The organism is Flavobacterium sp. (assembly GCF_044361015.1).
Lineage (GTDB): Bacteria > Bacteroidota > Bacteroidia > Flavobacteriales > Flavobacteriaceae > Flavobacterium.
Genome location: NZ_JBIKJL010000016.1, coordinates 1 through 22,933, shown reverse-complemented (window position 1 = coordinate 22,933; position 22,933 = coordinate 1). Strand labels below are relative to the sequence as shown.

The window sequence follows — 22,933 nt, the reverse complement described above, 5'->3', positions numbered from 1 at the left end:
CAATAAAGAAAGCATTATTTAATCATAATTAAATTAATACAAAATGAAAAAAATTGGAATTTTATTCGGAATGGAAGATACCTTCCCACAAGCATTTATAAATCGTGTTAATTCAAAAAATGAAAAAGGAATCATTGCTGAAGCCGTTTCCATTGATAAAGTAGTTCAAAATAAAGCAACAGAATATGCCGTGATAATTGATAGAATCTCTCAAGATGTTCCATTTTATCGTGCCTATTTAAAAAATGCTGCTTTAACCGGAACTGCAGTTATCAATAATCCATTTTGGTGGAGTGCTGATGATAAATTTTTTAATAATTGTTTAGCTGATGTATTGGGCGTTCCATTACCAAATACAGTAATTCTTCCCTCTGCAGAACATCCAACGGATACAACCAGCAAATCATTTAGAAATTTAAAATACCCTATGGACTGGGAAGCAATTTTTGACTATGTAAAATTTCCTGCCTACATGAAACCCTATGCCGGTGGTGGATGGAAAAACGTCTATCGATTAGAAGATCGTGATATGTTTTGGGAAATTCATCGTGAAACCGGACAATTGGTTATGCTTTTGCAGGAAGAAATTGTTTTCGACCAATATTTCCGTGTTTATTGTTTAGGTGGTAAAGCAGTTCGAATTATGTCTTATGAACCCCGTAATCCCCATCATTTAAGATATGTTGTCGATGGTCCTCCGGCTGATAAAAAACTATTGGCTACAGTAAAAGATTATACACTTCGCCTTTGTAAGGGATTGGGCTATGATTTTAATACTGTAGAATTTGCCGTTCGTGATGGAATTCCATACGCTATTGATTTTGGAAATCCAGCTCCTGATGCTGAATTGACTTCCGTGGGTAAAGAAAACTTTGAATGGGTTGTTGAAGAAGCCGCTAAAATGGCTATAGAATATGCTAAAAATCACAAAGACGGACAAATGAACCTTACTTGGGGTACTTTTATGAAAGGCTCTGTAAATGATGCAAAACGATTTTAATACAAATAGCTTATTTTAAATAAGTAACAGTTTTTTTAATAAAATGATTATGAAGAAAGAATTGCCAATTTTTACACTTGGTGTAGAAGAAGAATATTTGATTATTGATCCGGAAACAAGGGATTTACGTTCACACATGTCGAAAATTGTCGATGGAGCAAAAATTATTTTACAGGAACAAGTGAAAGCTGAAATGCATCAATCCGTTGTGGAGGTAGGCACTAACATCTGTAAAAATGTAAAAGAAGCTCGAGAAGAAATCACTTTTTTAAGAAAAAAAATCGTTGAATTAGCTGCTAATCAAGGTTTAGTTGTTGGTGCAGCCGGAACTCATCCTTTTTCTAAATGGCAAGATCAACCTATTACAGATGATCCAAGGTATCACACCATTGTAAATGAATTACAAGACGCTGCCCGTTCAAATTTAATTTTCGGAATGCATTGTCACGTCGGCATTGAAAGCAGAGAAATTGGTTTACAACTAATTAATCAAGCTTGTTATTTTCTACCTCACATTTTTGCCTTATCAACAAACTCCCCTTTTTGGGAAGGTAGAAATACGGGATACAAATCATTTAGAACGAAAGTTTTTGACAAATTTCCAAGAACCGGTTTACCGGAATATTTTGATTCGGTTCAGTCATATGATAATTATTTAGAAACCTTAGTTAAAACAAATTGTATTGATAATCCCAAGAAAATATGGTGGGATTTAAGATTGCATCCTTTTTATAATACCATAGAATTTCGTATTTGTGATATGAGTTTAACGGTGGATGAAACGATTTGTATTGTAGCTATTATTCAGGCAATTGTAGCAAAATTATATAGATTAAACATGGCTAACACCAGTTTTAATGTGTATCGTTTGGCATTGATAAAAGAGAATAAATTCCGTGCCGCCCGTTATGGTGTGCAAGGAAATATGATTGATTTTGGTTTGCAAAAAGAAGTACCAACCAAAGAGCTAATTTTGGAACTACTAGAATTTATTGATGATGTCGTGGATGAATTGGGAAGCCGAGACGAAATTAATTACGTTCACACCATCCTTAGAGAAGGAACCGGAGCCGCCAAACAATTAGCTATTTTCGAAGAGACCCAAGATTTAACCAAAGTAGTCGATTTCATCACAAGCGAGTTTACAAAAGGAATTTAAAAGCATTTTTGTCATCCGAAAGATGACGAAATCGCAATAGGACACGAGCGATTGTGAACTGGCGGAGCAATCTCTTGCAAACCAATAAAAATATTAGCACAACGAAATCCTTTAAAATCCATTAAGCGAAACTTCAAAGAGAAATCTGCTTAAATCCATTTAATCCATAAAATCAGTGTTCCATTTTAAATTGTTAATTTCTATTGAATAAAGAAAATTAAACCTTACAAGCCACTAAATCAAATACATTATCTTTGCATCAATAAATAGTTATCAAATGAATACACAAATCAAAATAGCGGTATTAGATATGTATGACGGCGAACCCAATCAGGGAATGCGATGTATCATCGATATCATTAACCGATTCAATCAAATGGTTTCATTTCAAATCTTTGATGTTCGGGGAAAAAATGAATTACCGGAAATCAGTAAATTTGATATTTATATTTCAACCGGTGGTCCTGGTAATCCTTTGGAAGGTGATGGAGTTTGGGATGTAAACTATTATAATTTAATCGATTCGATATGGAAATGGAATAAAGAAAATGAAATGAAAAAACATGTGTTGTTCATTTGTCATTCCTTCCAAATGGCTTGCAAACACTTTGGTATGGCAGAAATCAATAAACGGAAAGATACTTCATTTGGTGTGATGACAATGCATAAAGTGAATAATGGTTTAACCGACCCATTATTTGAAGGCTTAAACAATCCATTCTTTTCAATCGATAGTCGCGATTATCAAGTAGTGCAACCACATTTGAAACTTTTCAAGAAAATGGGTGCTGAAATTATCGCCTTAGAAAAAATAAGAGACCATGTGCAATACGAACGTGCTATTATGGGTATTCGTTTTTCTAATGAAATCGTTGGACTACAATTTCATCCAGAAGCAGATCCTATCAGTTTTTTAGCTCACATGAAAAACAGGGCTTTCCGTGAAAAAATTATTGCCATGAAAGGTCGGGTTAAATTCTTGAAAATGTTGGAATATTTAGTGGAAGAAGATAAAATTTACCTTACCAACGAAACAATCATTCCAAATTTTCTTAGAATTGCCATCAACGATTTGTTGAAACATAAAAAAATACTCTCTAACTAGGTTTATAATTTTAAATTTCAACAAGGCACACTAGTATTTTCTTTTGTGCCTTTTTTAAAAATAATTTTGATATGAATATAGCGTACAGAAAACAATTCAACGAACAATTTACCACCGAAAAATACAATCAATTAATCGATTCGATAACAACTGATTTTAACTATAGACCTACATTTAGAATTGGTGAAACGCCTTTTTTCATCTCAAATACATTAAAAAATCAATTGTTAGAAGGCTGCAATGAAGTGATCGCTTTTATTCAACAAGATGGTTTTAAAGAATTAACAAACATAGCATTAGAATTAAACAGAAAAGTTCCAAATGAAGATAACCATACTACCTTTTTAGCCATTGATTTTGGAATTTGTGAAGAAAACGGAAACATCATACCAAAACTAATTGAAGTACAAGGATTTCCTTCGTTGTTTAATTTTCAAAATCAATTGTCACAAAAATTTGCTGACCTCTACCCTTTTCTAAATGAATTGACTCCTTTTCTAAATGGTTTGGATAATGAATCGTATTTGAAATTAATTGAAGAAGTAATTTGTAATAATTATCCGAAAGAAAACGTAATTCTATTAGAAATTGAACCGGAAAAGCAAAATACCAAAATTGATTTTTATTACTGCAAACGTGACATTGGAATTCCGATAGTTTGTGTAACAGAATTAATTCAAAAAGCAAGAAAACTATATTACACCAATGATAAAGGACTTAAAGTTGAAGTAAAACGCATTTATAACCGAGTAATTTTTGACGAATTGGATTTGCGTACCGATTTACAACTCAACTTTGATTTTTCTGCCGATTTAGACGTGGAATGGGCTGGACATCCGAATTGGTTTTTCCGCATCAGTAAATTTATTTTGCCTTATTTAAAAGGAAAATATTTCATCGAAACCACATTATTAAGCGATTTAAAAGAAATTCCAACTGATTTAGAAAACTATGTACTCAAACCGTTGTTTTCATTTTCCGGAAGTGGCGTAATCTTTCACGTCAAAAAAGAAGACATCGAAGCCGTTACAGAAAAAGATTTATACATTCTCCAGAAGAAAGTGAACTATCTTCCCATTATTCAATCACCGGATGGCAAAGTAAAAGCCGAAGTCCGCCTGTTAGCCGTTTGGAAAAAAGACGCTCCCTCGCCTACTCTAGTAACCAACTTAGTGCGACTCAGCCGAGGCGAAATGATTGGTGTTAAATTCAACAAAGACAAAGATTGGGTGGGTGGAACGATTGGGATGTTTGAAAAGTAATTTTTTTAACAATAAGAAATTAAGGCTTAATGAATTTCTTAATCATTCTTTTTTACTTAATGTTTAAATACTATAGAATGTTTTTTTAATTTCATTAAAATTCAGGTTCGAATGAACCAATTGTTCCACAATCTCCATCCTCAACTCCTCCAAATCCTCATACACCAAATACTTCGCCCAATCCTCTTCATTTAAAACCTGTTTAATGTTTTTAATAGTTTTGGCTGTTTCAGTTGCGTTTCGTAAAATAGCTTTGCCATCGTACAGAGGCATGTTTTTGTGATAAAAATCGACTGACTTTTGTTCAAAATCAACTTGAATAAAAAACAATTTTGCAGTTTCATCATTCGGATAAAAATCGGTCCATTTTGCAAAACCTACTATGGTATGCTGACTTTTATAATTTCCTTGTGACACGAGTCGCCAGCGACAATTGGCAGCTCGTCCCCAATGATTGCTCATGCGATAAACCCCTTCTTCGGTAAAAAAATATTCACTACCCGACTTACTTTTGAAATGCGATTTTTGTAACTCAAAATCAGCTTGAGAAACTTCTTTCCAAAGGCAAAAAGTGTGTTTGTGGAAGTTATTTTGGTGGTAAGTTTTCAATCTAAATTATTTTTAACCAAATAAGTCATTTAAGTTTAAAACATAAAAAAACTGATATGACTGATATGGTAAATAAAAATTACTATGTTTTAATTTAATGAAATTTCTTTACTTCTTTTTGTTTTAAAACAGTAGAAAAATCTTGAACCAGTCGATCTGCATAATCATCTAACAATTCACGAACACGTTCCGGTTTATCTGATTTTACAATCAAACCGGCATGGTATTCCAACGGAACCCGAAAACAAATTTCACGGTCATTAAACCCACTCAAATCAGGGTGTTCATATTTGGATAAGGTCAAGACAATTCCAGCAAACTGATTCTTTGGAGAGGGTACTTTGTACTCGATTCCACGAACAAGTGCATCTTCAATTTTAGCCCATTCTCCCCATAAATTGATACCGGATGCGGCTTCCACCATTTCGGCTAAATGAGCACCTCCTACTCGAGAAGACGTTTCTAAAAAGTAAATTTTTCCGTCTTCATTGCATTTGATAAACTCGGTGTGCGTAGCCCCGTGTTTCATCCCAAACGCTTTCATCACTTGCTCATTCACTTTTTTGATGGCTTTGTCATCGGCAGAATTATACGGAATATTGGCACTTCTAAAAATACCGCCACCTTGTGAAATTTCCATCGGCGTGGCTAAATATTGCGAAGTCAAACTAAACAACACTTTAGAGTTAAAATTCAATCCATCACAATGGTAGACTGCTCCGGGTTTAAACTGTTCAACCAGATACTTAATACGATTGTCTCCCAATTCATGAATTTTTTGCCATAATTCTTCTTTCGAATGCACTTTCATGATTCCGGTTGCTGATGCTTCTGAACGCGGCTTTAAAACCCATGGAGGCGAAACGGTATCGGCAAAATGATTGATATATTCATCATTGAACAACGCACTAAAAGCAGGAACCGGAACGCCTTCCGATTGTGCTTTTACCCGCATGGCTAATTTATCCCTGAAATAACGACCGGTCGTTTGTCCCATTCCATCCATACGGATATTTTCACGTAAAAAAGTTGCTTTTTCCACATCAAAATCATCTAAGGCAACAATTGCATCAATTTTTTCCTTCCGCATTAATCCGGCTACCCCGTGCAATAGCATATCTAAATCCCAATCCACATCCTGTCCCGGCATATAAAAAATTTCTTCAATTGACTCATAAGCCCAAGGTTGGTTCTGTAATTTTTCTGAAGTTATGAGATAAACTTTGTTACCCAATTTCTTCATATTGATTAAAAAATCATTCCCTTTAAAATAATTAGAAATACAAATGAATGTTTTAGCAGTGTTTTTCATAGACTATAGGTTTTCAATAAAATTAGTAATTAAATGCACACCAAATGCAGAAGCATGCTTGGTTTTGGCAAATTCATCATCTACAAATGAAACGCCAGCAATATCGAGATGTGCCCATGAAACATGATTTTCAGTAAAAAATTCTAAAAATTTTGCAGCAGAAATAGCACCGGCAACCGGTTTTCCTGAATAATTTTTTACATCGGCAATTTCACTTTCAATATCTGATTTATAAACATCCCATAACGGCAAAGGCCAAAGCCGTTCACCTGTAATATCACCAGACTTTTGCAACTGTTTCAATAACTTATCATTCTTACTGAATAACGCTCCACATTCGTATCCAAAAGTAGCCACACTGCTTCCGGTTAGAGTAGCGATATCAATAACAGTTTCCGGGTTGTAATTTTTGATTAAATATGCTAATCCATCCGCTAAAATTAGTCTTCCTTCTGCATCGGTATCAATGATTTCAATGGAATGACCGCTGTAACTTCCAATTACATCGCTGGGTAAAAAAGAATTAGCATCTACCGAATTTTCACAAGCAGGAACGATAGCAGTAACCCGATAGGGCAATTGTAAATCGGCAATCAGTAGCATAGACCCTAAAACAGCCGCTCCGCCTGCCATATCACATTTCATATGAACCATTCCGGCCGTTTTTATATTTAAACCACCGGTATCAAAAGTGATACCTTTACCAACCAAACCTATGTGCTTTTTAGCATTCGTAGGATGATAATCCATGATAATAAACTGCGATTCGTTAGCACTTCCTTTTCCTACCGAAACAAAGGCATTTAAACCTAAAATATAGGCTTGTTCAGCACCTATTACTGTAACCTCAATGCCATAATTTTTACCCGTTTGCATAGCCCAATCGGCTAAATGTTTTGGGGTAATTTTATTAGGAGGCAAATCAACTAAATGATACGTTTCTAATTGAGCTTTGGCAATTTTTAAACCTTTAATAACAGTATTTTTAACCTCTAATGCTGAATTGATTTCAAAATCAAAATCATCGTTTTCCAAAGGATGCTGCTTTTTATCTTTTTTATAATGGCCTAATTGATAGGTTCCTAACCAAAGTCCTGAGATAATTGCTTCCACATTTTCGTTGGAGAAATCAGCGGAAAGAAAAAGCTTAGCCTCCTCTTTAAAATGCAAAATCTGCTTGGCTGATAATCTTCTAAACGTAGTTTTAATAATTTTATAGTCGGGTTCCTTTCCTAATCCGACGAATAGAAAAAGGTTTTCATCCATTTCAAGAAGGTGAAGACTGTCTTTTTTTCCGGAGAAAACTGACTTTGAAAGTTTAATTTCATTAAAAACAATACTTTCTTCCGTTTCAAAATATGGGATTAAGTTCAGTTTTTTTAAGGATTGATTATTTGTATATTGAATTTTCATAACCTAACAATTTTTTATTTAATTTTTGACATTCAAAGGGATATTTTCAATCCTCTTTTGTACTAAAAAATAACCACTCTATCGCTTTTGGAAATTCATCACTCCAATACACTTCGTTATGTTTTCCATGTTCGTTGATACTCAATCGTACTTTCATTTTGTCGTTAATAGCATCTTTTTTATGTAGTCTTTTTTTAAAATTCTTTACATGATCAATCATTGTGGCACTTTCATCTCCTCCGGCATACAAATAAATGCGGGTGTCTTGTGGCTCTTCCATATCTAAAAAAGATAACTTAATTTTAGGAACTACCCACAACGAGGGTGAAAAAATCATTAATTTTCCAAAGACTTCCGGATACATAATGCCGCTAAAAATACTCACCAATCCACCCATAGAACTTCCGCCGATACCGGTATGCTCACGTTCAGGTTTAGTTCTAAAATTTGCATCAACGAATGGTTTTAAAGTATCGGTTAAAAAACGAATGTATTTCTTCCCTTGACCGATTCCTAAGACCGTATTACCTACGTTGTATTCCAAAATACGTTCATTATCGGCATGTTCAACTGCAATAACTATAATGTTTCCTATTTTGTATTCCGCCATTACGGCTAATTTTTTATCAATTTCCCAATTGCCGTACTTTGCTTTCTCATTAAATAAATTCTGAGCATCTTGCAAGTACATCACCGGATAATGCTCGGTTGAAGTTTCATAATCGTGCGGTAACAAAGCCCAAACTTTTCTGGTTTTATTCAACTGTGGAATCTCAAACTCTTTAGAAATTAAATGAACCTTTGGTAAAAAATTAGTTTTAAAGGGTAACCAATTTTTTCTCCATTTGGCAACATGCTCTTTTTTTAGACCCTTATGCTGTTTGCACGAACGGTTTTCGGTACGGTTTCCGTACTTATCAATTTCAACCTCACTCCAATCGCCTCGAGTAAATTTATAAAGCAATTCATCGGGATATTTAAAATCTAGTGGGAATTTATAATGATAAAGGCCTTTTATGACTTTTTCCATTAAAAAATGTTTGTCTTGCGTAATCCAATTGTTAAAATTTCCGGATATATAAACCGGCCGATCGTCATCTTCATCGGTAGTTAAAAGTAAATTGAGTTGGGGTTCAATAATTTCTTTTTCAATGTGTTGTGGTAATATATTTTCTTCTTGCTTCATGCTATTAAAAAATAGAATGTATTAATTATTAAAAAAGTAAATATATGTTTTTAGGATTGTGAATGAAAATATTTTTGGACAGAAATCTGATTTATGCAAGAATAATGACTAATCAAATAAAAAAGTAACAATTAAATAAATTTGACAGCGTATTTCACTCAAAAATTTCATTATTTTTAATAAATTTGCCCATCAAAATTACAATACAGCAACATGAAAAATACAGCTTTAACACACATTCACGAAAGTTTAGGAGCAAAAATGGTTCCGTTTGCCGGATACAATATGCCGGTACAATATGAGGGAGTTACCGCAGAACATGAAACCGTTCGCAACAGCGTGGGTGTTTTTGACGTATCGCACATGGGTGAATTTTTATTGGAAGGTCCGAATGCATTGGCTTTGATTCAAAAAGTAACTTCGAATGATGCTGCTGTTTTAACCAACGGAAGAGCTCAATATTCTTGTTTACCTAATGAAAATGGCGGAATTGTGGACGATTTGATTGTTTACAAATTCAACGATGAAAAATATTTATTGGTAGTCAATGCGTCAAATATTGATAAAGATTGGCATTGGATTTCTTCGCAAAATATAATGGGAGCTTCAATGAAAAACCTTTCGGACGATTATTCATTGTTGGCCATTCAAGGTCCAAAAGCTGAAGAAGCCATGCAATCATTAACAACTGTTGATTTAGCAGCAATAAAATACTATCATTTTGAAGTAGCTGATTTTGCAGGAATCGAGCATGTAATCATCTCCGCAACGGGTTATACAGGATCTGGCGGATTTGAAATTTATTGCAAAAATTCGGAAGTGGAACAAATTTGGAACAAAGTTTTTGAAGCCGGTGCATCTTTTGGAATCAAACCTATCGGACTAGCCGCTCGTGATACTTTGCGTTTAGAAATGGGCTTTTGCTTGTACGGAAACGATATCAATGATACTACTTCCCCATTGGAAGCAGGCTTGGGATGGATTACAAAATTTACTAAAGAATTTACTAATTCTGAAAATCTAAAAAAACAAAAAGAAGCAGGTGTGACAAAAAAATTGGTTGGTTTTGAATTAATCGAACGCGGAATTCCGCGTCACGATTACGAAATTGTGGATGCAAATGGAAACAACATCGGAATTGTAACTTCGGGAACAATGGCTCCATCTCTTGGGAAAGGAATTGGAATGGGTTATGTAAAAACTGAATTTGCCTCTGAAGGAAGTGAAATTTTTATTCAAATAAGAAATAACAAAGTAGCCGCGAAAGTAGTAAAATTACCCTTTTATAAGAAGTAATAATTTTTTGAAATAACAGTTTAAGTGTTATTTTTGCAGTCAAATTTTGAACATTGAACAACGAAAAAAGAATATTGAAATAAACAGCAATGGGAAGAGCGTTTGAATTTAGAAAAGCACGTAAAATGAAACGTTGGTCAGCAATGGCTAAAACTTTTACCAGAATAGGAAAAGACATTGTAATGGCTGTGAAAGAAGGTGGACCGAATGCGGAAACTAACTCTCGCTTGCGTGCCGTTATTCAAAATGCCAAAGCCGCCAACATGCCGAAAGACAATGTGGAACGTGCGATAAAAAAGGCATCCGACAAAGATACCGCTAACTTTAAAGAGGTTTTGTTTGAAGGCTATGCTCCACATGGAATTGCCATTTTAATTGAAACCGCAACAGACAATAATAATAGAACAGTAGCAAACATTAGAAGTTACTTCAACAAATGCAACGGAACAATGGGAACACAAGGTTCGGTTGAATTTATGTTTGATCACACCTGTAATTTTAGAATTCCTTCTGAAGGTCAAGATGTGGATGAATTAGAATTAGAAATGATTGATTTTGGCGTAGAAGAAATTTTTGCTGACGAAGATGGAATCTTAATGTATGCTCCCTTTGAAAGTTTTGGTGCTATTCAAAAAGAATTAGAAAATCGCAACATTGAAATTTTATCTTCCGGTTTTGAACGTATTCCGCAAATTACCAAAGAGCTTACACCCGAAGAAATGGCCGATGTAGAAAAATTACTGGAAAAAATTGAAGAAGACGACGATGTGATGAATGTGTATCACACCATGCAAGAATAATTGAAAGCAAAAAGCTCTATAAAACTCTCTGCAAAGGGAGTTTTTTAGTTTTTAAATGATTGGAATTTATCATTTGTTCATGCATCTAAACCCCTATTAATTCTTTACTTTACAATAAAAAAAATGGCTAGATTCAAAGAAAACGATTTGCCTAAAGCAAAAATAAACGCCTCGTCACTCAGCAAAGCATTGTTGGTTTTTAAATATGCTGATTCTCATAGATGGAAATTTTTTATTGGCTTGATATTTTTATTACTAACCGGGGGTACTGCCCTAGCCTTCCCAAAACTAATGGGAATGTTAGTTGATTGTGTCAAAGACAAAGACATAAATGCAGCTAATAATGTTGCCTTAGGCCTAATTGGTATATTATTTTTGCAGTCGTTCTTTTCGTTTTTTAGAGTATATTTATTTGTGAATTTTACTGAAAATACACTTGCAAATCTACGTTTTGCCTTATATTCAAATTTAATAAAACTCCCGATGAATTTTTTTTCTCAAAAAAGGGTTGGTGAATTAAACAGCCGAATCAGTTCGGATATAAATCAAATTCAAGATACATTAACCACCACTATAGCCGAATTTTTAAGACAGTTTATCCTGATTATTGGTGGTGTAATTTTATTAGCCAGCGAAAGCATTAAATTAACCTTAATGATGTTAGCTGTCGTCCCTTTAGTCGCTTTTGCTGCAGTTATATTCGGTCGTTTCATCCGGAAATACTCCAAGAAAGTACAAGACCAAGTGGCGGAAAGTCAAGTGATTGTTGAAGAAACCTTACAAGGTATCAGCAACGTAAAAGCTTTTGCCAACGAATGGTATGAAATAGCCCGATACAAAAGCAAAATTAAAGAAATAGTAAATATTGCTATTAAAGGAGGTCAATATCGTGGCTATTTTGCTTCGTTTATTATCTTTTGCTTGTTTGGTGCAATTGTAGCTGTTGTTTGGTTTGGAGTTATTTTAAGCATTAAAGGAGAAATGTCTGTAGGCCAATTAATTACATTTGTTTTGTATTCAACATTTGTAGGTGCTTCCTTTGGTGGAATTGCAGAATTATATGCACAAATTCAAAAGGCGGTGGGTGCTACAGAACGTGTTTTTGAATTATTGGAGGAACAACCTGAAAACATCAACGGTAACAAACCAGTTGTCACAGAGAAAATTAAAGGAAATGTTACTTTTAAAAATGTGGGATTCAGCTATCCTTCTCGGAAAGAAATTGAAGTACTTAAAGATGTTTCTTTCACGGCAAAATTTGGTCAGAAAATTGCACTCGTTGGTCCGAGTGGAGCCGGAAAATCAACTATATCAGCCCTACTCCTTCGATTTTACGATTTGAATAGCGGTGAGATTATTATCGATGATAAAAACATATACGACTACGATTTGGAGCAACTTCGCGGCAATATGAGTATTGTTCCGCAAGATGTTATTTTATTTGGCGGAAGTATTAAAGAGAATATTGCCTACGGAAAACCCGATGCTACTTTTGAAGAAATAAAAGTTGCTGCTCAACAAGCCAACGCATTAGAATTCATCAATGGGTTTCCGGAACAATTTGAGACCTTAGTTGGTGAACGTGGAATTAAATTATCCGGTGGTCAACGGCAACGCATTGCCATAGCCAGAGCATTATTGAAAAATCCGAGTATCTTAATTTTAGATGAAGCCACCTCGTCTTTAGACAGTGAAAGTGAAAAACTGGTTCAGGAAGCTCTAGAAACCTTAATGAAAGGAAGAACCAGTATTATTATTGCGCATCGATTAGCTACCATTAGAAGTGCTGACAACATCTTAGTTTTAAACAATGGAGTCATTGCTGAACAAGGCACGCATAAAGAATTGCTTGAAGTTGAAAAAGGGATTTACAAAAATCTGAGTAACCTTCAGTTTTCAGAATACTAAAAACAATAGTTTGCAATAAAAAAACTCCAAGCCTTTACACTTGGAGTTTTTCTATATTCTATTTTCTTTCTTCTACTTAATAAATTCAATCTTTTGAACCTCTTCCATATTCACACTGTCAAAAAATCCTTGTTCGTTCATCCAATCATCACTAAATACTTTACTCATGTATCGTGAACCGTGGTCAGGGAAAATAGCAATCACATTTGAATTTTCATCAAACTCACCTTCTTCGGCAAATTGACGAATAGCTTGAACTACGGCACCTGAAGTATATCCCACAAACAAGCCTTCTTTTAAAGCTATTTCACGGGTGGCATGAGCACTTTCTTCGTCAGTTACTTTCATGAATTTATCAATAATATCAAAATCTGTAGCCGAAGGAATTAAGTTTTTCCCTAAACCTTCAATGCGGTAAGGATATATTTCTTCGTTGTCAAACTCTTTAGTCTCGTGGTATTTTTTTAATACTGAGCCAAAAGCATCAACACCTAGAATTCTAATATTTGGATTTTTCTCTTTTAAAAATTTAGCTGTTCCTGATATTGTACCTCCTGTACCACTACAAGCAATTAAGTGAGTAATATTTCCGTTGCTTTGATCCCAAATCTCCGGACCGGTACTTTTGTAATGAGCATCAATATTTAATTGGTTGAAGTATTGATTGATGTAAATGGAACCTTTTGTTTCTTCATGCAAACGTTTGGCAACATTGTAATAAGAACGTTCGTCATCTGCAGAAACGTGTGCCGGACAAACATAAACTTTTGCCCCCATGCTTCGCAACATATCTATTTTATCGCGAGATGATTTTGAACTTACCGCTAAAATACAATTATATCCTTTTATAATACTTACCATGGCTAAACTAAAACCAGTGTTTCCGGAAGTAGTTTCAATAATTGTGTCGCCTGGCGTTAAAATACCTTGCCTTTCAGCTTCTTCAATAATATATAATGCAATTCTATCTTTTGTGGAATGGCCGGGGTTAAATGATTCAACCTTAGCATAAAAATTACCGTCAAGGTTTTCAGTGACTTTATTGAGTTTAATTAAGGGAGTATTACCTATTAAATCCAATACACTATTATAGGCTTTAATCTGTTGTTTCATAAAAAATATGTTAGTCAAGGCAAACTTCTATTGTTTTTGGCAACCTTAAAACTTTGCAAATGTATAAAAAAATTTTAATTACTGAGTTATTCCTTCCAAATCTAATAAAAAACTAAATTCTTTTGCAGTCTCTTTCAATGCTTCAAAACGTCCTGAAGATCCGCCATGACCTGCATCCATGTTTGTATCTAAAAATAATAAATTTCTATCCATTTTTACCGTTCTTAATTTGGCAACCCATTTTGCCGGTTCCCAATATTGCACCTGAGAATCATGCAATCCGGTGGTAACCAACATGTTTGGATAATCTTGAGATTTTACGTTATCATAAGGAGAATAGGACCTCATGTAATCATAAAATACTTTGTCATTAGGATTTCCCCATTCGTCATATTCTGAGGTTGTCAACGGAATTGTTTCATCTAACATGGTTGTCATAACATCCACAAAAGGAACCTGAGCAATTACACCATTATATAATTGTGGAGCCATGTTCACTACAACTCCCATCAACAAACCTCCGGCTGAACCGCCTTCCGCATAAAGGTGTTTGGAATTGGTATATTTTTGACTGATTAAATAGTTAGAACAATCTATATAATCTGTAAAGGTGTTTTTCTTTTTCAATAATTTTCCGTCTTCATACCATTGTCTACCCATTTCCTCCCCACCGCGGATATGTGCAATGGCATAAATGAATCCCCTATCCAATAAACTTAAAATAGAGGAATCAAATCCCGGTTCCATTGAATTACCATATGAACCATAAGCATATTGCAATAGAGGACTGTTTCCGTCTTTCTTGGTTTTTTTGTGATATACTATAGAAATTGGAATTTTAGTTCCATCCGAAGCAGTAGCCCAAACCCTTTCTTCTTTATAATTATTTTTGTCGAATTTACCTCCTAAAACAGTTTGTTCTTTCTTCACTTCTTTCGTTTTAGTTTTCATATTGAAATCAATAACCGAAAAAGGTGTCGCTAAAGATTGATAACCAAAACGTAATATTTCGGTATCAAAATCAACATTTGTTCCAACAAAAGCTGAGTACGTTTCAATTTCAAAGGGTAAATAATAATCTCCTCCTCCACTCCATGGCATAATCTTTATTTTACTCAGGCCATTGGAACGCTCTTCCACTACTAAATAATTTTTAAAAATTTCTATTCCTTCAATCAAAACATCTTGTTTGTGTTGAATCACATCGACCCAATTGTCTTTTGATGTAGCCGCTTCAGACGTTTTCATCACTTTAAAATTTGTTGCTTTATCTTTATTGGTTACAATGTAAAAATGATTATTAAAATGTGAAATATCATACTCTAAACCTCTTGTTCTTGGTTGAAAAACTTTAAAGTTTTCCTGTGGTTTATCGGCATTTAAAATTTGATATTCGGTTGTTAAAGTACTATTACTGTTAATTACAAGGTATTTTTTTGATTTTGTTTTCAGAATAATTGTAGCGAATGTATCGTCTTTTTCATGAAAAACTAAGGTTGCTTTTTTTTCATCATCTCCTAAAACATGTTTAAATATTTTATCTGAACGCAACGTTTTTTTATCTTGTGTGGAGTAAAACAACGTTTTGTTGTCATTTGCCCAAACAGAATTTCCGGTTGTATTTTCAATTTTATCCGCTAAAATTTCACCCGTTTCCAAATTCTTTATTTGCAATGTGTAGATTCTTCTTCCCTTTTCATCCGTGGCAAAAGAGACTAATTTATTGTCTTCACTCACACTCAACCCGCTAAGTTTAAAATAAGATTTGCCTTTTGCGAATTCGTTGCAATCAAACATAATCTCTTCCTTTGCAGTAAGACTTCCTTTTTTTCGGGAATAAATGGGATATTCTTTCCCTTTTTCAAAACGGGTTATGTAATAATACCCATTATACAGGTATGGAACCGATTCATCATCTTCTTTGATTCTCGACTTCATTTCTTCAAAAAGTTCTTTTTGAAACGCTTTAGTATGAGCAGTCATTTGCTCATAATAGGCGTTTTCATCTTTTAAATATTGAATTACTTCCGGGTTTTCACGGTTGTTAAACCAATAATAAGAATCTATGCGTTTGTCTCCGTGTTTTTCAAGAACGGTATCTTTTTTTGCGGCAACAGGCGGTATACTATTTTCTAACATGTTTGTCTCTTTTTTTGCACAAGAAGTTGCAAAAATAATACAAACTAAACTCATGACTCCTTTATAATTCATAAAAAAATATTATTTCAAAACTATGCAATATACTACTTTTGTAATTCATTAACTATAAAAATTATTAACATGTTTGGAGACCTCATGGGAATGATGGGAAAACTGAAAGAAACCCAGCAAAAAATAGAAGAAACAAAAAAGCGATTAGATTCCGTTTTGATTGATGAACAAAGTAATGACGGCCTTTTGAAAGTAACCTTAACCGCTAATCGATTAATAAAATCTATCGAAGTTGCACCGGCATTATTAGACGATAAAGAGCAATTAGAAGATTATTTGGTTTTGGTTATGAACAAAGCAATAGCAAAAGCCTCCAATTTAAATGAGACCGAACTAGCTGCTGTTACCAAAGATGGCATGCCTAATATTCCGGGTATGGATTTGTTTAAATAAAGTATTAGTTTAAAAACTCATTTTTTCAAGCACTTCTAACACATACGTGTGCATCACTTCTTTATAATCTAAGTGAGTGACGATTCTTAATTTCCCTTTACCCAACAAACTAATGTGAATGTTTTTCTGTTTTAATTTTTCTATGACAACTGCATCGGAAACAAACGATTTTGGTGTAAAAACAATGATGTTTGTTTCCACCGGCTCCACTTTTTCAATCCAAGAACAACTGGCAAGTTTGCTTTCTAATTCTCTAGCTCTGCGGTGATCGTCAGCTAATTTTGCTATATTATTTTCCAAAGCATAAATTCCAGCTGCAGCTAAATAACCAGATTGACGCATGTTTCCCCCAAAAATTTTTCGAACACGTAAGGCTCTAACAATTGTTTCTTTATCTGATAACAAGACTGAACCAACAGGACAACCTAGTCCTTTTGAAAAACAAACCGAAATCGAGTCGAAAAGCTCACCGTATTGGTTTGGTGATTGATTTTTAGCAACCATAGCATTCCACAATCGTGCACCATCTAAATGATATTTTAAATTGTGTTTAACACAAACTCGCTTAATTTTATGTAATTCTTCCAGTTCATAACAAGCTCCACCGCCCTTATTGGTTGTGTTTTCAATGCAAACTAGTTTAGACAAAGGCATGTGATAAAAATTAGGATCGTTTATTCCTTCTTCTACTTGCTCGGCAGTAATAATACCTCTTTCACCATCTAAGAGATTGAAATTAACGCCGCTATTAGAAGAAGCACCTCCTGATTCATATAAGTGAATGTGGGTCCATTTATCACAAATGATTTGGTCGCCCGGATTAGTATGTAATTTTATAGCTGTTTGATTTGCCATCGTTCCTGATGGAAAAAAAAGTGCCGCTTCCATTCCAAATAAATGGGCTACTTTAGTTTCAAACTCATTGACCGTAGGGTCTTGTTTGAATACGTCGTCACCCACTTTTGCATGAAACATGGCTTGAAGCATTTCTTGATTCGGACGTGTAACGGTATCACTAACTAAATTTATTTCCATAATTTGAAAAGTATAGCTTATTTTTGCGAAAACAAAATTACATAATTTATGACAAATACCGAACAAATAAAAGGTATTGTAGAGCGTCTTGGTGCGTTAAGGAGGTATCTTTGACATCGACAAGAAATTAATTGAGATCGCTAACGAAGAAGAAAAAACCTTTGACCCTACTTTCTGGAACAATCCCAAAGAAGCAGAAATTGTTGTCCGCGACTTGCGTTCAAAGAAAAAATGGGTAGAAGATTATCAAAAAGGAACTAACCTGGCTGAAGAACTTCAAATGGTTTTTGAGTTTTATAAAGACGGTGATGCCACTGATGAGGAAGTAGATTCAATTTTTGAACAAACTAATTCCTTGCTTGAAAACCTGGAATTCAAAAACATGCTTTCCGAAGAAGGAGACAGCATGAGTGCCGTATTACAAATAACTGCCGGTGCCGGTGGTACTGAAAGTTGTGATTGGGCTTCCATATTGATGCGTATGTATTTGATGTGGGCTGAAAAGGAAGGTTATAAATTAAAAGAGTTAAACTTTCAAGAAGGTGATGTGGCTGGCATAAAAACTGTAACTCTAGAAATTGAAGGTGATTATGCCTTCGGTTATTTGAAAGGTGAAAATGGAGTGCACCGATTGGTTCGAATCTCTCCTTTTGACAGTAATGCTAAACGACATACTTCTTTTGCATCTGTTTATGTCTATCCCTTAGTAGATGACACCATTGAAATTGACATCAATCCCGCCGATTTAGAGATTATTACCTCTCGTTCCAGTGGAGCCGGTGGTCAGAATGTGAATAAAGTGGAAACGAAAGTGCAATTATTCCACAAACCGACCGGTATTCAAATTCAGTGTTCAGAAACGCGTTCGCAACAAGACAACCGTCAACGGGCGATGCAAATGTTACGTTCTCAATTATATGAAATTGAATTGAAAAAACAAATGGCTCAACGTGCCGATATTGAAGCCGGAAAAATGAAAATTGAATGGGGCTCACAAATCCGAAACTATGTCATGCAACCCTATAAATTGGTGAAAGACGTTCGTACCGGTTGTGAAACCAGCGATGTTGACGGCGTCATGAACGGCGAAATAGATGAATTTTTAAAAGCCTATTTGATGATGATGGGACAAAAAGAGGAATAGAAAGGTTCTAAGGTATTAAGGTTCTGAGGTTCTAAATTAGGTCTTTAAGTTTCTTTTACCTTCGCTCTACCTTCAATGGTCTTTTTTCTTTCCTCTTTCTTCTATTCTCTTTTTCCTTTTCTCAATCGTTTTTGTATTTTAGCAATCTGTAAAAAATTACCAAAAAACCTATGGACATCAACTTCAACAAAAACGAAGACCACAATAAACTTTTACTATCCGACTTAAGACAACGTTTTGCCCAAGTGAAACTAGGTGGTGGCGAAGAAAGAATTGCCAAGCTACATGCCGAAGGAAAAATGACAGCCCGTGAGCGGATTGATTATTTATTAGATGCGAAAGCAAAAAACATTGAAATTGGCGGTTTCGTGGGCGACGGAATGTATGCCGAACACGGCGGTTGTCCGTCCGGAGGTGTCGTTGTGAAAATAGGATACATCAAAGGAAAACAATGTATTGTGGTGGCCAATGATGCGACTGTAAAAGCCGGAGCGTGGTTTCCCATCACAGGAAAAAAGAATTTACGTGCCCAAGAAATAGCTATGGAAAACCGTTTGCCAATTATTTATTTGGTGGACAGTGCCGGTGTGTATTTACCGATGCAAGATGAGATTTTTCCTGACAAAGAGCATTTCGGACGCATCTTTAGAAATAATGCGGTGATGAGTAGCATGGGAATTACGCAAATTGCGGCTGTAATGGGCAGTTGTGTGGCCGGTGGTGCCTACTTGCCTATTATGAGTGACGAAGCGATGATTGTAGACAAAACCGGAAGCATTTTTTTAGCAGGAAGTTATTTAGTAAAAGCCGCTATTGGCGAAAATATTGACAATGAAACATTAGGCGGTGCCACAACACACTGCGAAATATCAGGTGTAACGGATTATAAAGCCAAAGATGATAAAGATGCATTAGACCGCATCAAAAGTATTGTTGGAAAAATTGGTGATTATGACAAAGCCGGTTTCAACCGTGAAAAAGCGGAAAAACCCGCATTAAAAGAAGATGATATTTTTGGTATTATTCCAAAATCAAGAGCCGATCAATACGACATGATGGAAGTGATTAAACGCTTGGTAGACAATTCGGAAATGAATTTATACAAAGATGGTTATGGACAATCCATCATCACCTGTTATGCGAGAATTGACGGTTGGGCGGTTGGAATTGTCGCCAATCAACGAACGGTTTCCAAAACAAAAAAAGGAGAGATTCAGTTTGGAGGAGTCATTTACTCCGATTCAGCAGATAAAGCGACTCGTTTTATTGCGAATTGCAATCAGAAGAAAATACCGTTAGTTTTTTTACAAGATGTCACCGGATTCATGGTCGGCAGCAAATCCGAACACGGCGGAATCATTAAAGATGGTGCTAAAATGGTGAATGCCGTGGCCAATTCCGTCGTACCTAAATTCACAGTGATAATTGGTAATTCCTACGGTGCCGGAAACTACGCCATGTGTGGAAAAGCCTACGATCCTCGATTAATTGTGGCTTGGCCAAGTGCCGAATTGGCCGTTATGGGAGGCACACAAGCCGCTAAAGTATTGGCACAAATTGAAGCATCTTCCTTAAAAGCAAAAGGTGAGGTGGTTGATGAAATCAAAGAAAAAGAACTATTCGACAAAATCAAAGCACGTTACGATGCACAGGTTTCACCTTATTATGCAGCGGCACGACTGTGGACCGACGCAATAATTGATCCTTTAGAAACCCGAACTTGGATTTCCATGGGTATTGAAGCCGCCAACCACGCTCCTATTGAAAAGAAATTTAATTTGGGTGTGATTCAGGTATAAATTGGCTTAGTTTTTGAATTAAAAAATGAAAATCAATTGCAATGAAAAAAATTCTCTTTTTGCTGATTACTTTCATTTCAGCTTCAGTTGCTGCTCAAAACGAAGACTATATAGGGACTTATGAATTTTATAGTAAAGATGTAAAAGGGGATGTGATTAAGTATGAATTAAAATTAAACACTGATCAAACGTTTACTTTTCACTTTTACCGAAACATCATTTGTTCGGTTTGCAAAGAAGAAAACAGTTACGGTAAAGGAGATTGGAAGATTGAAAATAAAATTCTTCATTTTTCAACCAATGAGGATGATTTGGATACAAAAAACACGTTAAACTTTGCAGGAACAATAGCCCGTTTAATCAAAAAATCACCAAGAGACTTAACAGACAAAATTGTGCCTACCGCTCTTCAATTCTATAAATCCAACATTTTTTGGATTGAAAACTTAAAAATTTCAAAGAAGGAATAAAATCCAAAACGAACAAAATTCCGATTTCCTTTTATAGCTTTACAGCGATGAAAAACCACTCACATTTTATCGCTTTCAAACAAAACATTTCCGGTATCAATTTACCTCAAAAATTCACTTTTCCGTTTTACTACGAACCGCATCAATTGAGTAAAATAGCGGCTTCCGAATTGCAAGACTATCTGCAAACCCAAACCGATTGGGAACACAATTTTGGTTTACAAGAAGGACAAAAAGGCTTAGTAATCGGAAAAATGTTTGGCGTTTTGGTCGTGCAAAATCAAGTAGGCGAAATCGGTTATTTAGCCGCATTCTCCGGAAAATTAGCCGACAGCAACGAACACCAACACTTTGTTCCACCCGTTTTTGACATGTTGAAACAAGACGGTTTCTTTAAACAAGAAGAAAAAATCCTAAACGAATACAATAGAAAAATCGAAGCATTAGAAAACGATGACGATTTTATTTTGTTTCAAAATGAACTCACCTCTACCCTTGTGAATGCCGAAAAAGACAAAGCCGAAAAGAAAGAACTCAGCAAACAAAACAAAATTATTCGCGATTCCTTGCGAGAAAAAGCAGAACAGGAATTGGATTTTGAATCCTATAAAACCTTGCAAAAAAGGTTGAGTAAAGAAAGCCAATTAGAAAGCATTCAACTCAAACAAATGAACCACTTTTGGAACCAAGAAATTGCCAAATCCCAACAAAAAGTGGCTGATTTTCAATCCAAAATCAATCAGTTAAAAGAGGAACGCAAAGCGAATTCGGCAGCGTTGCAACAGAAATTGTTTCAACAGTATTCCTTTTTGAATCAATACGGCGTTTCCAAAAGTCTTGGAGCTATTTTTGAAGACAATCCGCCGGCAAGTGCGGGTGAATGTGCGGCTCCGAAATTGTTGAAGTATGCATTTGCTCACCAACTCCAACCGATTGCGATGGCCGAATTTTGGTGGGGACAATCACCGAAATCGGAAATACGTAAACACGGACATTTTTATCCGGCTTGTACGGGAAAATGCAAACCTATTTTGGCTCATATGTTGGAAGGCATTGCAATGGATGAAAACCCTCTGATTCAAAATCCGGCAGAAGGAAAAGAACTCACTTTTTTATACGACGACGACTACTTATCCGTCGTTCATAAACCGGCAGAATTTTTATCCGTTCCCGGAAAATCAATACAAGATTCGGTGTACAGTCGCTACAAAGAAAAATTTCCGGAAGCTACCGGTCCGCTGATTGTGCATCGTTTGGATATGTCGACTTCCGGTATTTTAGTTATTGCAAAAACCACCGAAGTTTATTTGAATTTGCAAGCTCAGTTCATGAAGCGAACGGTACAAAAAAAATACGTTGCGGTACTTTCCGGAATAATTGAACAAAACAGCGGTGAAATCAACTTGCCATTGCGAGTAGATTTAGACAACCGCCCCAATCAATTGGTTTGCTATCAACACGGCAAACCCGCCAAAACACAATGGAACGTGATTGAGCGACGCGAAAACACCACCTTAATTCACTTTCACCCCATCACGGGTCGCACCCACCAGTTGCGGGTGCATGCCGCCCACCCCGAAGGTTTGAACACCCCAATAGTTGGCGATGATTTATACGGCACCAAAGCCGACCGCTTGTATTTGCATGCGGAACTGATTGGGTTTTGGCATCCGGTTTTGGGGAAGGAAATGGAAGTTGTGGATGAGGTTGGGTTTTGA

The 22,933-nt window shown here is 35.4% G+C and carries 19 protein-coding genes; 12 read left to right on the top strand and 7 right to left on the bottom strand.

Annotated features, from left to right (window positions below; genetic code table 11):
* Positions 1 to 43 precede the first annotated feature (43 nt).
* The 4 genes from ACIQ2Z_RS05990 (at position 44) to ACIQ2Z_RS05975 (ending at position 4,526) form a co-directional block, all read left to right on the top strand.
* Positions 44 to 1,000, top strand: a complete 957-nt coding sequence (locus ACIQ2Z_RS05990) for a RimK family alpha-L-glutamate ligase (protein WP_396183242.1) — start codon at positions 44 to 46, stop codon at positions 998 to 1,000.
* Between the two features lie 49 nt (positions 1,001 to 1,049).
* Positions 1,050 to 2,159 carry a carboxylate-amine ligase gene (locus ACIQ2Z_RS05985; protein WP_396183241.1) on the top strand — a complete coding sequence of 370 codons (1,110 nt, stop codon included), beginning with the start codon at positions 1,050 to 1,052 and terminating at the stop codon, positions 2,157 to 2,159.
* 277 nt (positions 2,160 to 2,436) lie between these two features.
* Entirely contained in the window at positions 2,437 to 3,264 is an 828-nt protein-coding gene (locus ACIQ2Z_RS05980; protein WP_396183240.1) for a type 1 glutamine amidotransferase, read from the top strand.
* A gap of 71 nt (positions 3,265 to 3,335) precedes the next feature.
* Positions 3,336 to 4,526 carry a hypothetical protein gene (locus ACIQ2Z_RS05975; protein ID WP_396183239.1) on the top strand — a complete coding sequence of 397 codons (1,191 nt, stop codon included), beginning with the start codon at positions 3,336 to 3,338 and terminating at the stop codon, positions 4,524 to 4,526.
* 63 nt (positions 4,527 to 4,589) lie between these two features.
* Here the strand turns inward: ACIQ2Z_RS05975 and ACIQ2Z_RS05970 are convergent, their stop codons facing one another.
* From ACIQ2Z_RS05970 to ACIQ2Z_RS05955, 4 genes are all read right to left on the bottom strand, one after another.
* Positions 4,590 to 5,135 carry a hypothetical protein gene (locus tag ACIQ2Z_RS05970; protein ID WP_396183238.1) on the bottom strand — a complete coding sequence of 182 codons (546 nt, stop codon included), beginning with the start codon at positions 5,133 to 5,135 and terminating at the stop codon, positions 4,590 to 4,592.
* A 94-nt stretch (positions 5,136 to 5,229) separates the two neighbouring features.
* Positions 5,230 to 6,447: an acetyl-CoA carboxylase biotin carboxylase subunit family protein gene (locus tag ACIQ2Z_RS05965; protein ID WP_396183237.1), complete on the bottom strand. Its 1,218-nt coding sequence runs from the start codon at positions 6,445 to 6,447 to the stop codon at positions 5,230 to 5,232.
* A 3-nt stretch (positions 6,448 to 6,450) separates the two neighbouring features.
* Positions 6,451 to 7,860, bottom strand: coding sequence for a leucyl aminopeptidase family protein (locus ACIQ2Z_RS05960; RefSeq protein ID WP_396183236.1), 1,410 nt, complete (start codon positions 7,858 to 7,860; stop codon positions 6,451 to 6,453).
* A 46-nt stretch (positions 7,861 to 7,906) separates the two neighbouring features.
* Positions 7,907 to 9,046 (bottom strand): alpha/beta hydrolase, encoded by a 1,140-nt coding sequence (locus tag ACIQ2Z_RS05955; protein WP_396183235.1) that lies wholly within the window; start codon positions 9,044 to 9,046, stop codon positions 7,907 to 7,909.
* A 213-nt stretch (positions 9,047 to 9,259) separates the two neighbouring features.
* Between ACIQ2Z_RS05955 and gcvT the strand changes: the two genes are divergently transcribed.
* From gcvT to ACIQ2Z_RS05940, 3 genes are all read left to right on the top strand, one after another.
* A complete protein-coding gene (gcvT, locus tag ACIQ2Z_RS05950) occupies positions 9,260 to 10,342 on the top strand; it encodes a glycine cleavage system aminomethyltransferase GcvT (RefSeq protein WP_396183234.1) in 1,083 nt (360 codons plus the stop codon).
* A gap of 89 nt (positions 10,343 to 10,431) precedes the next feature.
* Positions 10,432 to 11,142: a YebC/PmpR family DNA-binding transcriptional regulator gene (locus ACIQ2Z_RS05945; RefSeq protein WP_396183233.1), complete on the top strand. Its 711-nt coding sequence runs from the start codon at positions 10,432 to 10,434 to the stop codon at positions 11,140 to 11,142.
* Positions 11,143 to 11,265: 123 nt separating this feature from the next.
* Entirely contained in the window at positions 11,266 to 13,050 is a 1,785-nt protein-coding gene (locus tag ACIQ2Z_RS05940; protein ID WP_396183232.1) for an ABC transporter ATP-binding protein, read from the top strand.
* 72 nt (positions 13,051 to 13,122) lie between these two features.
* On the opposite strand, the gene ACIQ2Z_RS05935 is transcribed toward ACIQ2Z_RS05940, so the two are convergent.
* Entirely contained in the window at positions 13,123 to 14,163 is a 1,041-nt protein-coding gene (locus ACIQ2Z_RS05935; protein WP_396183231.1) for a PLP-dependent cysteine synthase family protein, read from the bottom strand.
* A gap of 78 nt (positions 14,164 to 14,241) precedes the next feature.
* On the bottom strand, positions 14,242 to 16,302 hold the full coding sequence (locus ACIQ2Z_RS05930) for a S9 family peptidase (protein WP_396183264.1): 2,061 nt from the start codon (positions 16,300 to 16,302) through the stop codon (positions 14,242 to 14,244).
* 141 nt (positions 16,303 to 16,443) lie between these two features.
* Here ACIQ2Z_RS05930 and ACIQ2Z_RS05925 point away from each other — a divergent pair, with 141 nt between their 5' ends.
* A complete protein-coding gene (locus ACIQ2Z_RS05925; protein WP_396183230.1) occupies positions 16,444 to 16,767 on the top strand; it encodes a YbaB/EbfC family nucleoid-associated protein in 324 nt (107 codons plus the stop codon).
* Between the two features lie 9 nt (positions 16,768 to 16,776).
* Here ACIQ2Z_RS05925 and ACIQ2Z_RS05920 read toward each other — a convergent pair whose 3' ends face one another.
* Entirely contained in the window at positions 16,777 to 17,802 is a 1,026-nt protein-coding gene (locus ACIQ2Z_RS05920; protein WP_396183229.1) for a threonine aldolase family protein, read from the bottom strand.
* Between the two features lie 48 nt (positions 17,803 to 17,850).
* Between ACIQ2Z_RS05920 and prfB the strand changes: the two genes are divergently transcribed.
* The 4 genes from prfB to ACIQ2Z_RS05900 all read left to right on the top strand — a co-directional run bounded on the left by prfB (position 17,851) and on the right by ACIQ2Z_RS05900 (position 22,933).
* Positions 17,851 to 18,946 (top strand): peptide chain release factor 2 gene (gene prfB, locus ACIQ2Z_RS05915; RefSeq protein WP_396183228.1). Its coding sequence is split into 2 segments (ribosomal slippage): positions 17,851 to 17,913 and positions 17,915 to 18,946, totalling 1,095 coding nucleotides; the frame shifts between segments, so codons are not numbered across the junction.
* Between the two features lie 170 nt (positions 18,947 to 19,116).
* Positions 19,117 to 20,745 (top strand): acyl-CoA carboxylase subunit beta, encoded by a 1,629-nt coding sequence (locus tag ACIQ2Z_RS05910; protein ID WP_396183227.1) that lies wholly within the window; start codon positions 19,117 to 19,119, stop codon positions 20,743 to 20,745.
* Positions 20,746 to 20,786: 41 nt separating this feature from the next.
* On the top strand, positions 20,787 to 21,215 hold the full coding sequence (locus ACIQ2Z_RS05905; RefSeq protein WP_396183226.1) for a hypothetical protein: 429 nt from the start codon (positions 20,787 to 20,789) through the stop codon (positions 21,213 to 21,215).
* Between the two features lie 47 nt (positions 21,216 to 21,262).
* Positions 21,263 to 22,933: a pseudouridine synthase gene (locus ACIQ2Z_RS05900; RefSeq protein ID WP_396183225.1), complete on the top strand. Its 1,671-nt coding sequence runs from the start codon at positions 21,263 to 21,265 to the stop codon at positions 22,931 to 22,933.

Coding starts and splice junctions, on each gene's coding strand:
- ACIQ2Z_RS05990 (WP_396183242.1), top strand. CDS start 44: ATGAAAAAAATTGGAATTTTATTCGGAATGGAAGATACCTTCCCACAA.
- ACIQ2Z_RS05985 (WP_396183241.1), top strand. CDS start 1,050: ATGAAGAAAGAATTGCCAATTTTTACACTTGGTGTAGAAGAAGAATAT.
- ACIQ2Z_RS05980 (WP_396183240.1), top strand. CDS start 2,437: ATGAATACACAAATCAAAATAGCGGTATTAGATATGTATGACGGCGAA.
- ACIQ2Z_RS05975 (WP_396183239.1), top strand. CDS start 3,336: ATGAATATAGCGTACAGAAAACAATTCAACGAACAATTTACCACCGAA.
- ACIQ2Z_RS05965 (WP_396183237.1), bottom strand. CDS start 6,447: ATGAAAAACACTGCTAAAACATTCATTTGTATTTCTAATTATTTTAAA.
- ACIQ2Z_RS05960 (WP_396183236.1), bottom strand. CDS start 7,860: ATGAAAATTCAATATACAAATAATCAATCCTTAAAAAAACTGAACTTA.
- ACIQ2Z_RS05955 (WP_396183235.1), bottom strand. CDS start 9,046: ATGAAGCAAGAAGAAAATATATTACCACAACACATTGAAAAAGAAATT.
- gcvT (WP_396183234.1), top strand. CDS start 9,260: ATGAAAAATACAGCTTTAACACACATTCACGAAAGTTTAGGAGCAAAA.
- ACIQ2Z_RS05945 (WP_396183233.1), top strand. CDS start 10,432: ATGGGAAGAGCGTTTGAATTTAGAAAAGCACGTAAAATGAAACGTTGG.
- ACIQ2Z_RS05940 (WP_396183232.1), top strand. CDS start 11,266: ATGGCTAGATTCAAAGAAAACGATTTGCCTAAAGCAAAAATAAACGCC.
- ACIQ2Z_RS05935 (WP_396183231.1), bottom strand. CDS start 14,163: ATGAAACAACAGATTAAAGCCTATAATAGTGTATTGGATTTAATAGGT.
- ACIQ2Z_RS05930 (WP_396183264.1), bottom strand. CDS start 16,302: ATGTTAGAAAATAGTATACCGCCTGTTGCCGCAAAAAAAGATACCGTT.
- ACIQ2Z_RS05925 (WP_396183230.1), top strand. CDS start 16,444: ATGTTTGGAGACCTCATGGGAATGATGGGAAAACTGAAAGAAACCCAG.
- ACIQ2Z_RS05920 (WP_396183229.1), bottom strand. CDS start 17,802: ATGGAAATAAATTTAGTTAGTGATACCGTTACACGTCCGAATCAAGAA.
- ACIQ2Z_RS05910 (WP_396183227.1), top strand. CDS start 19,117: ATGGACATCAACTTCAACAAAAACGAAGACCACAATAAACTTTTACTA.
- ACIQ2Z_RS05905 (WP_396183226.1), top strand. CDS start 20,787: ATGAAAAAAATTCTCTTTTTGCTGATTACTTTCATTTCAGCTTCAGTT.
- ACIQ2Z_RS05900 (WP_396183225.1), top strand. CDS start 21,263: ATGAAAAACCACTCACATTTTATCGCTTTCAAACAAAACATTTCCGGT.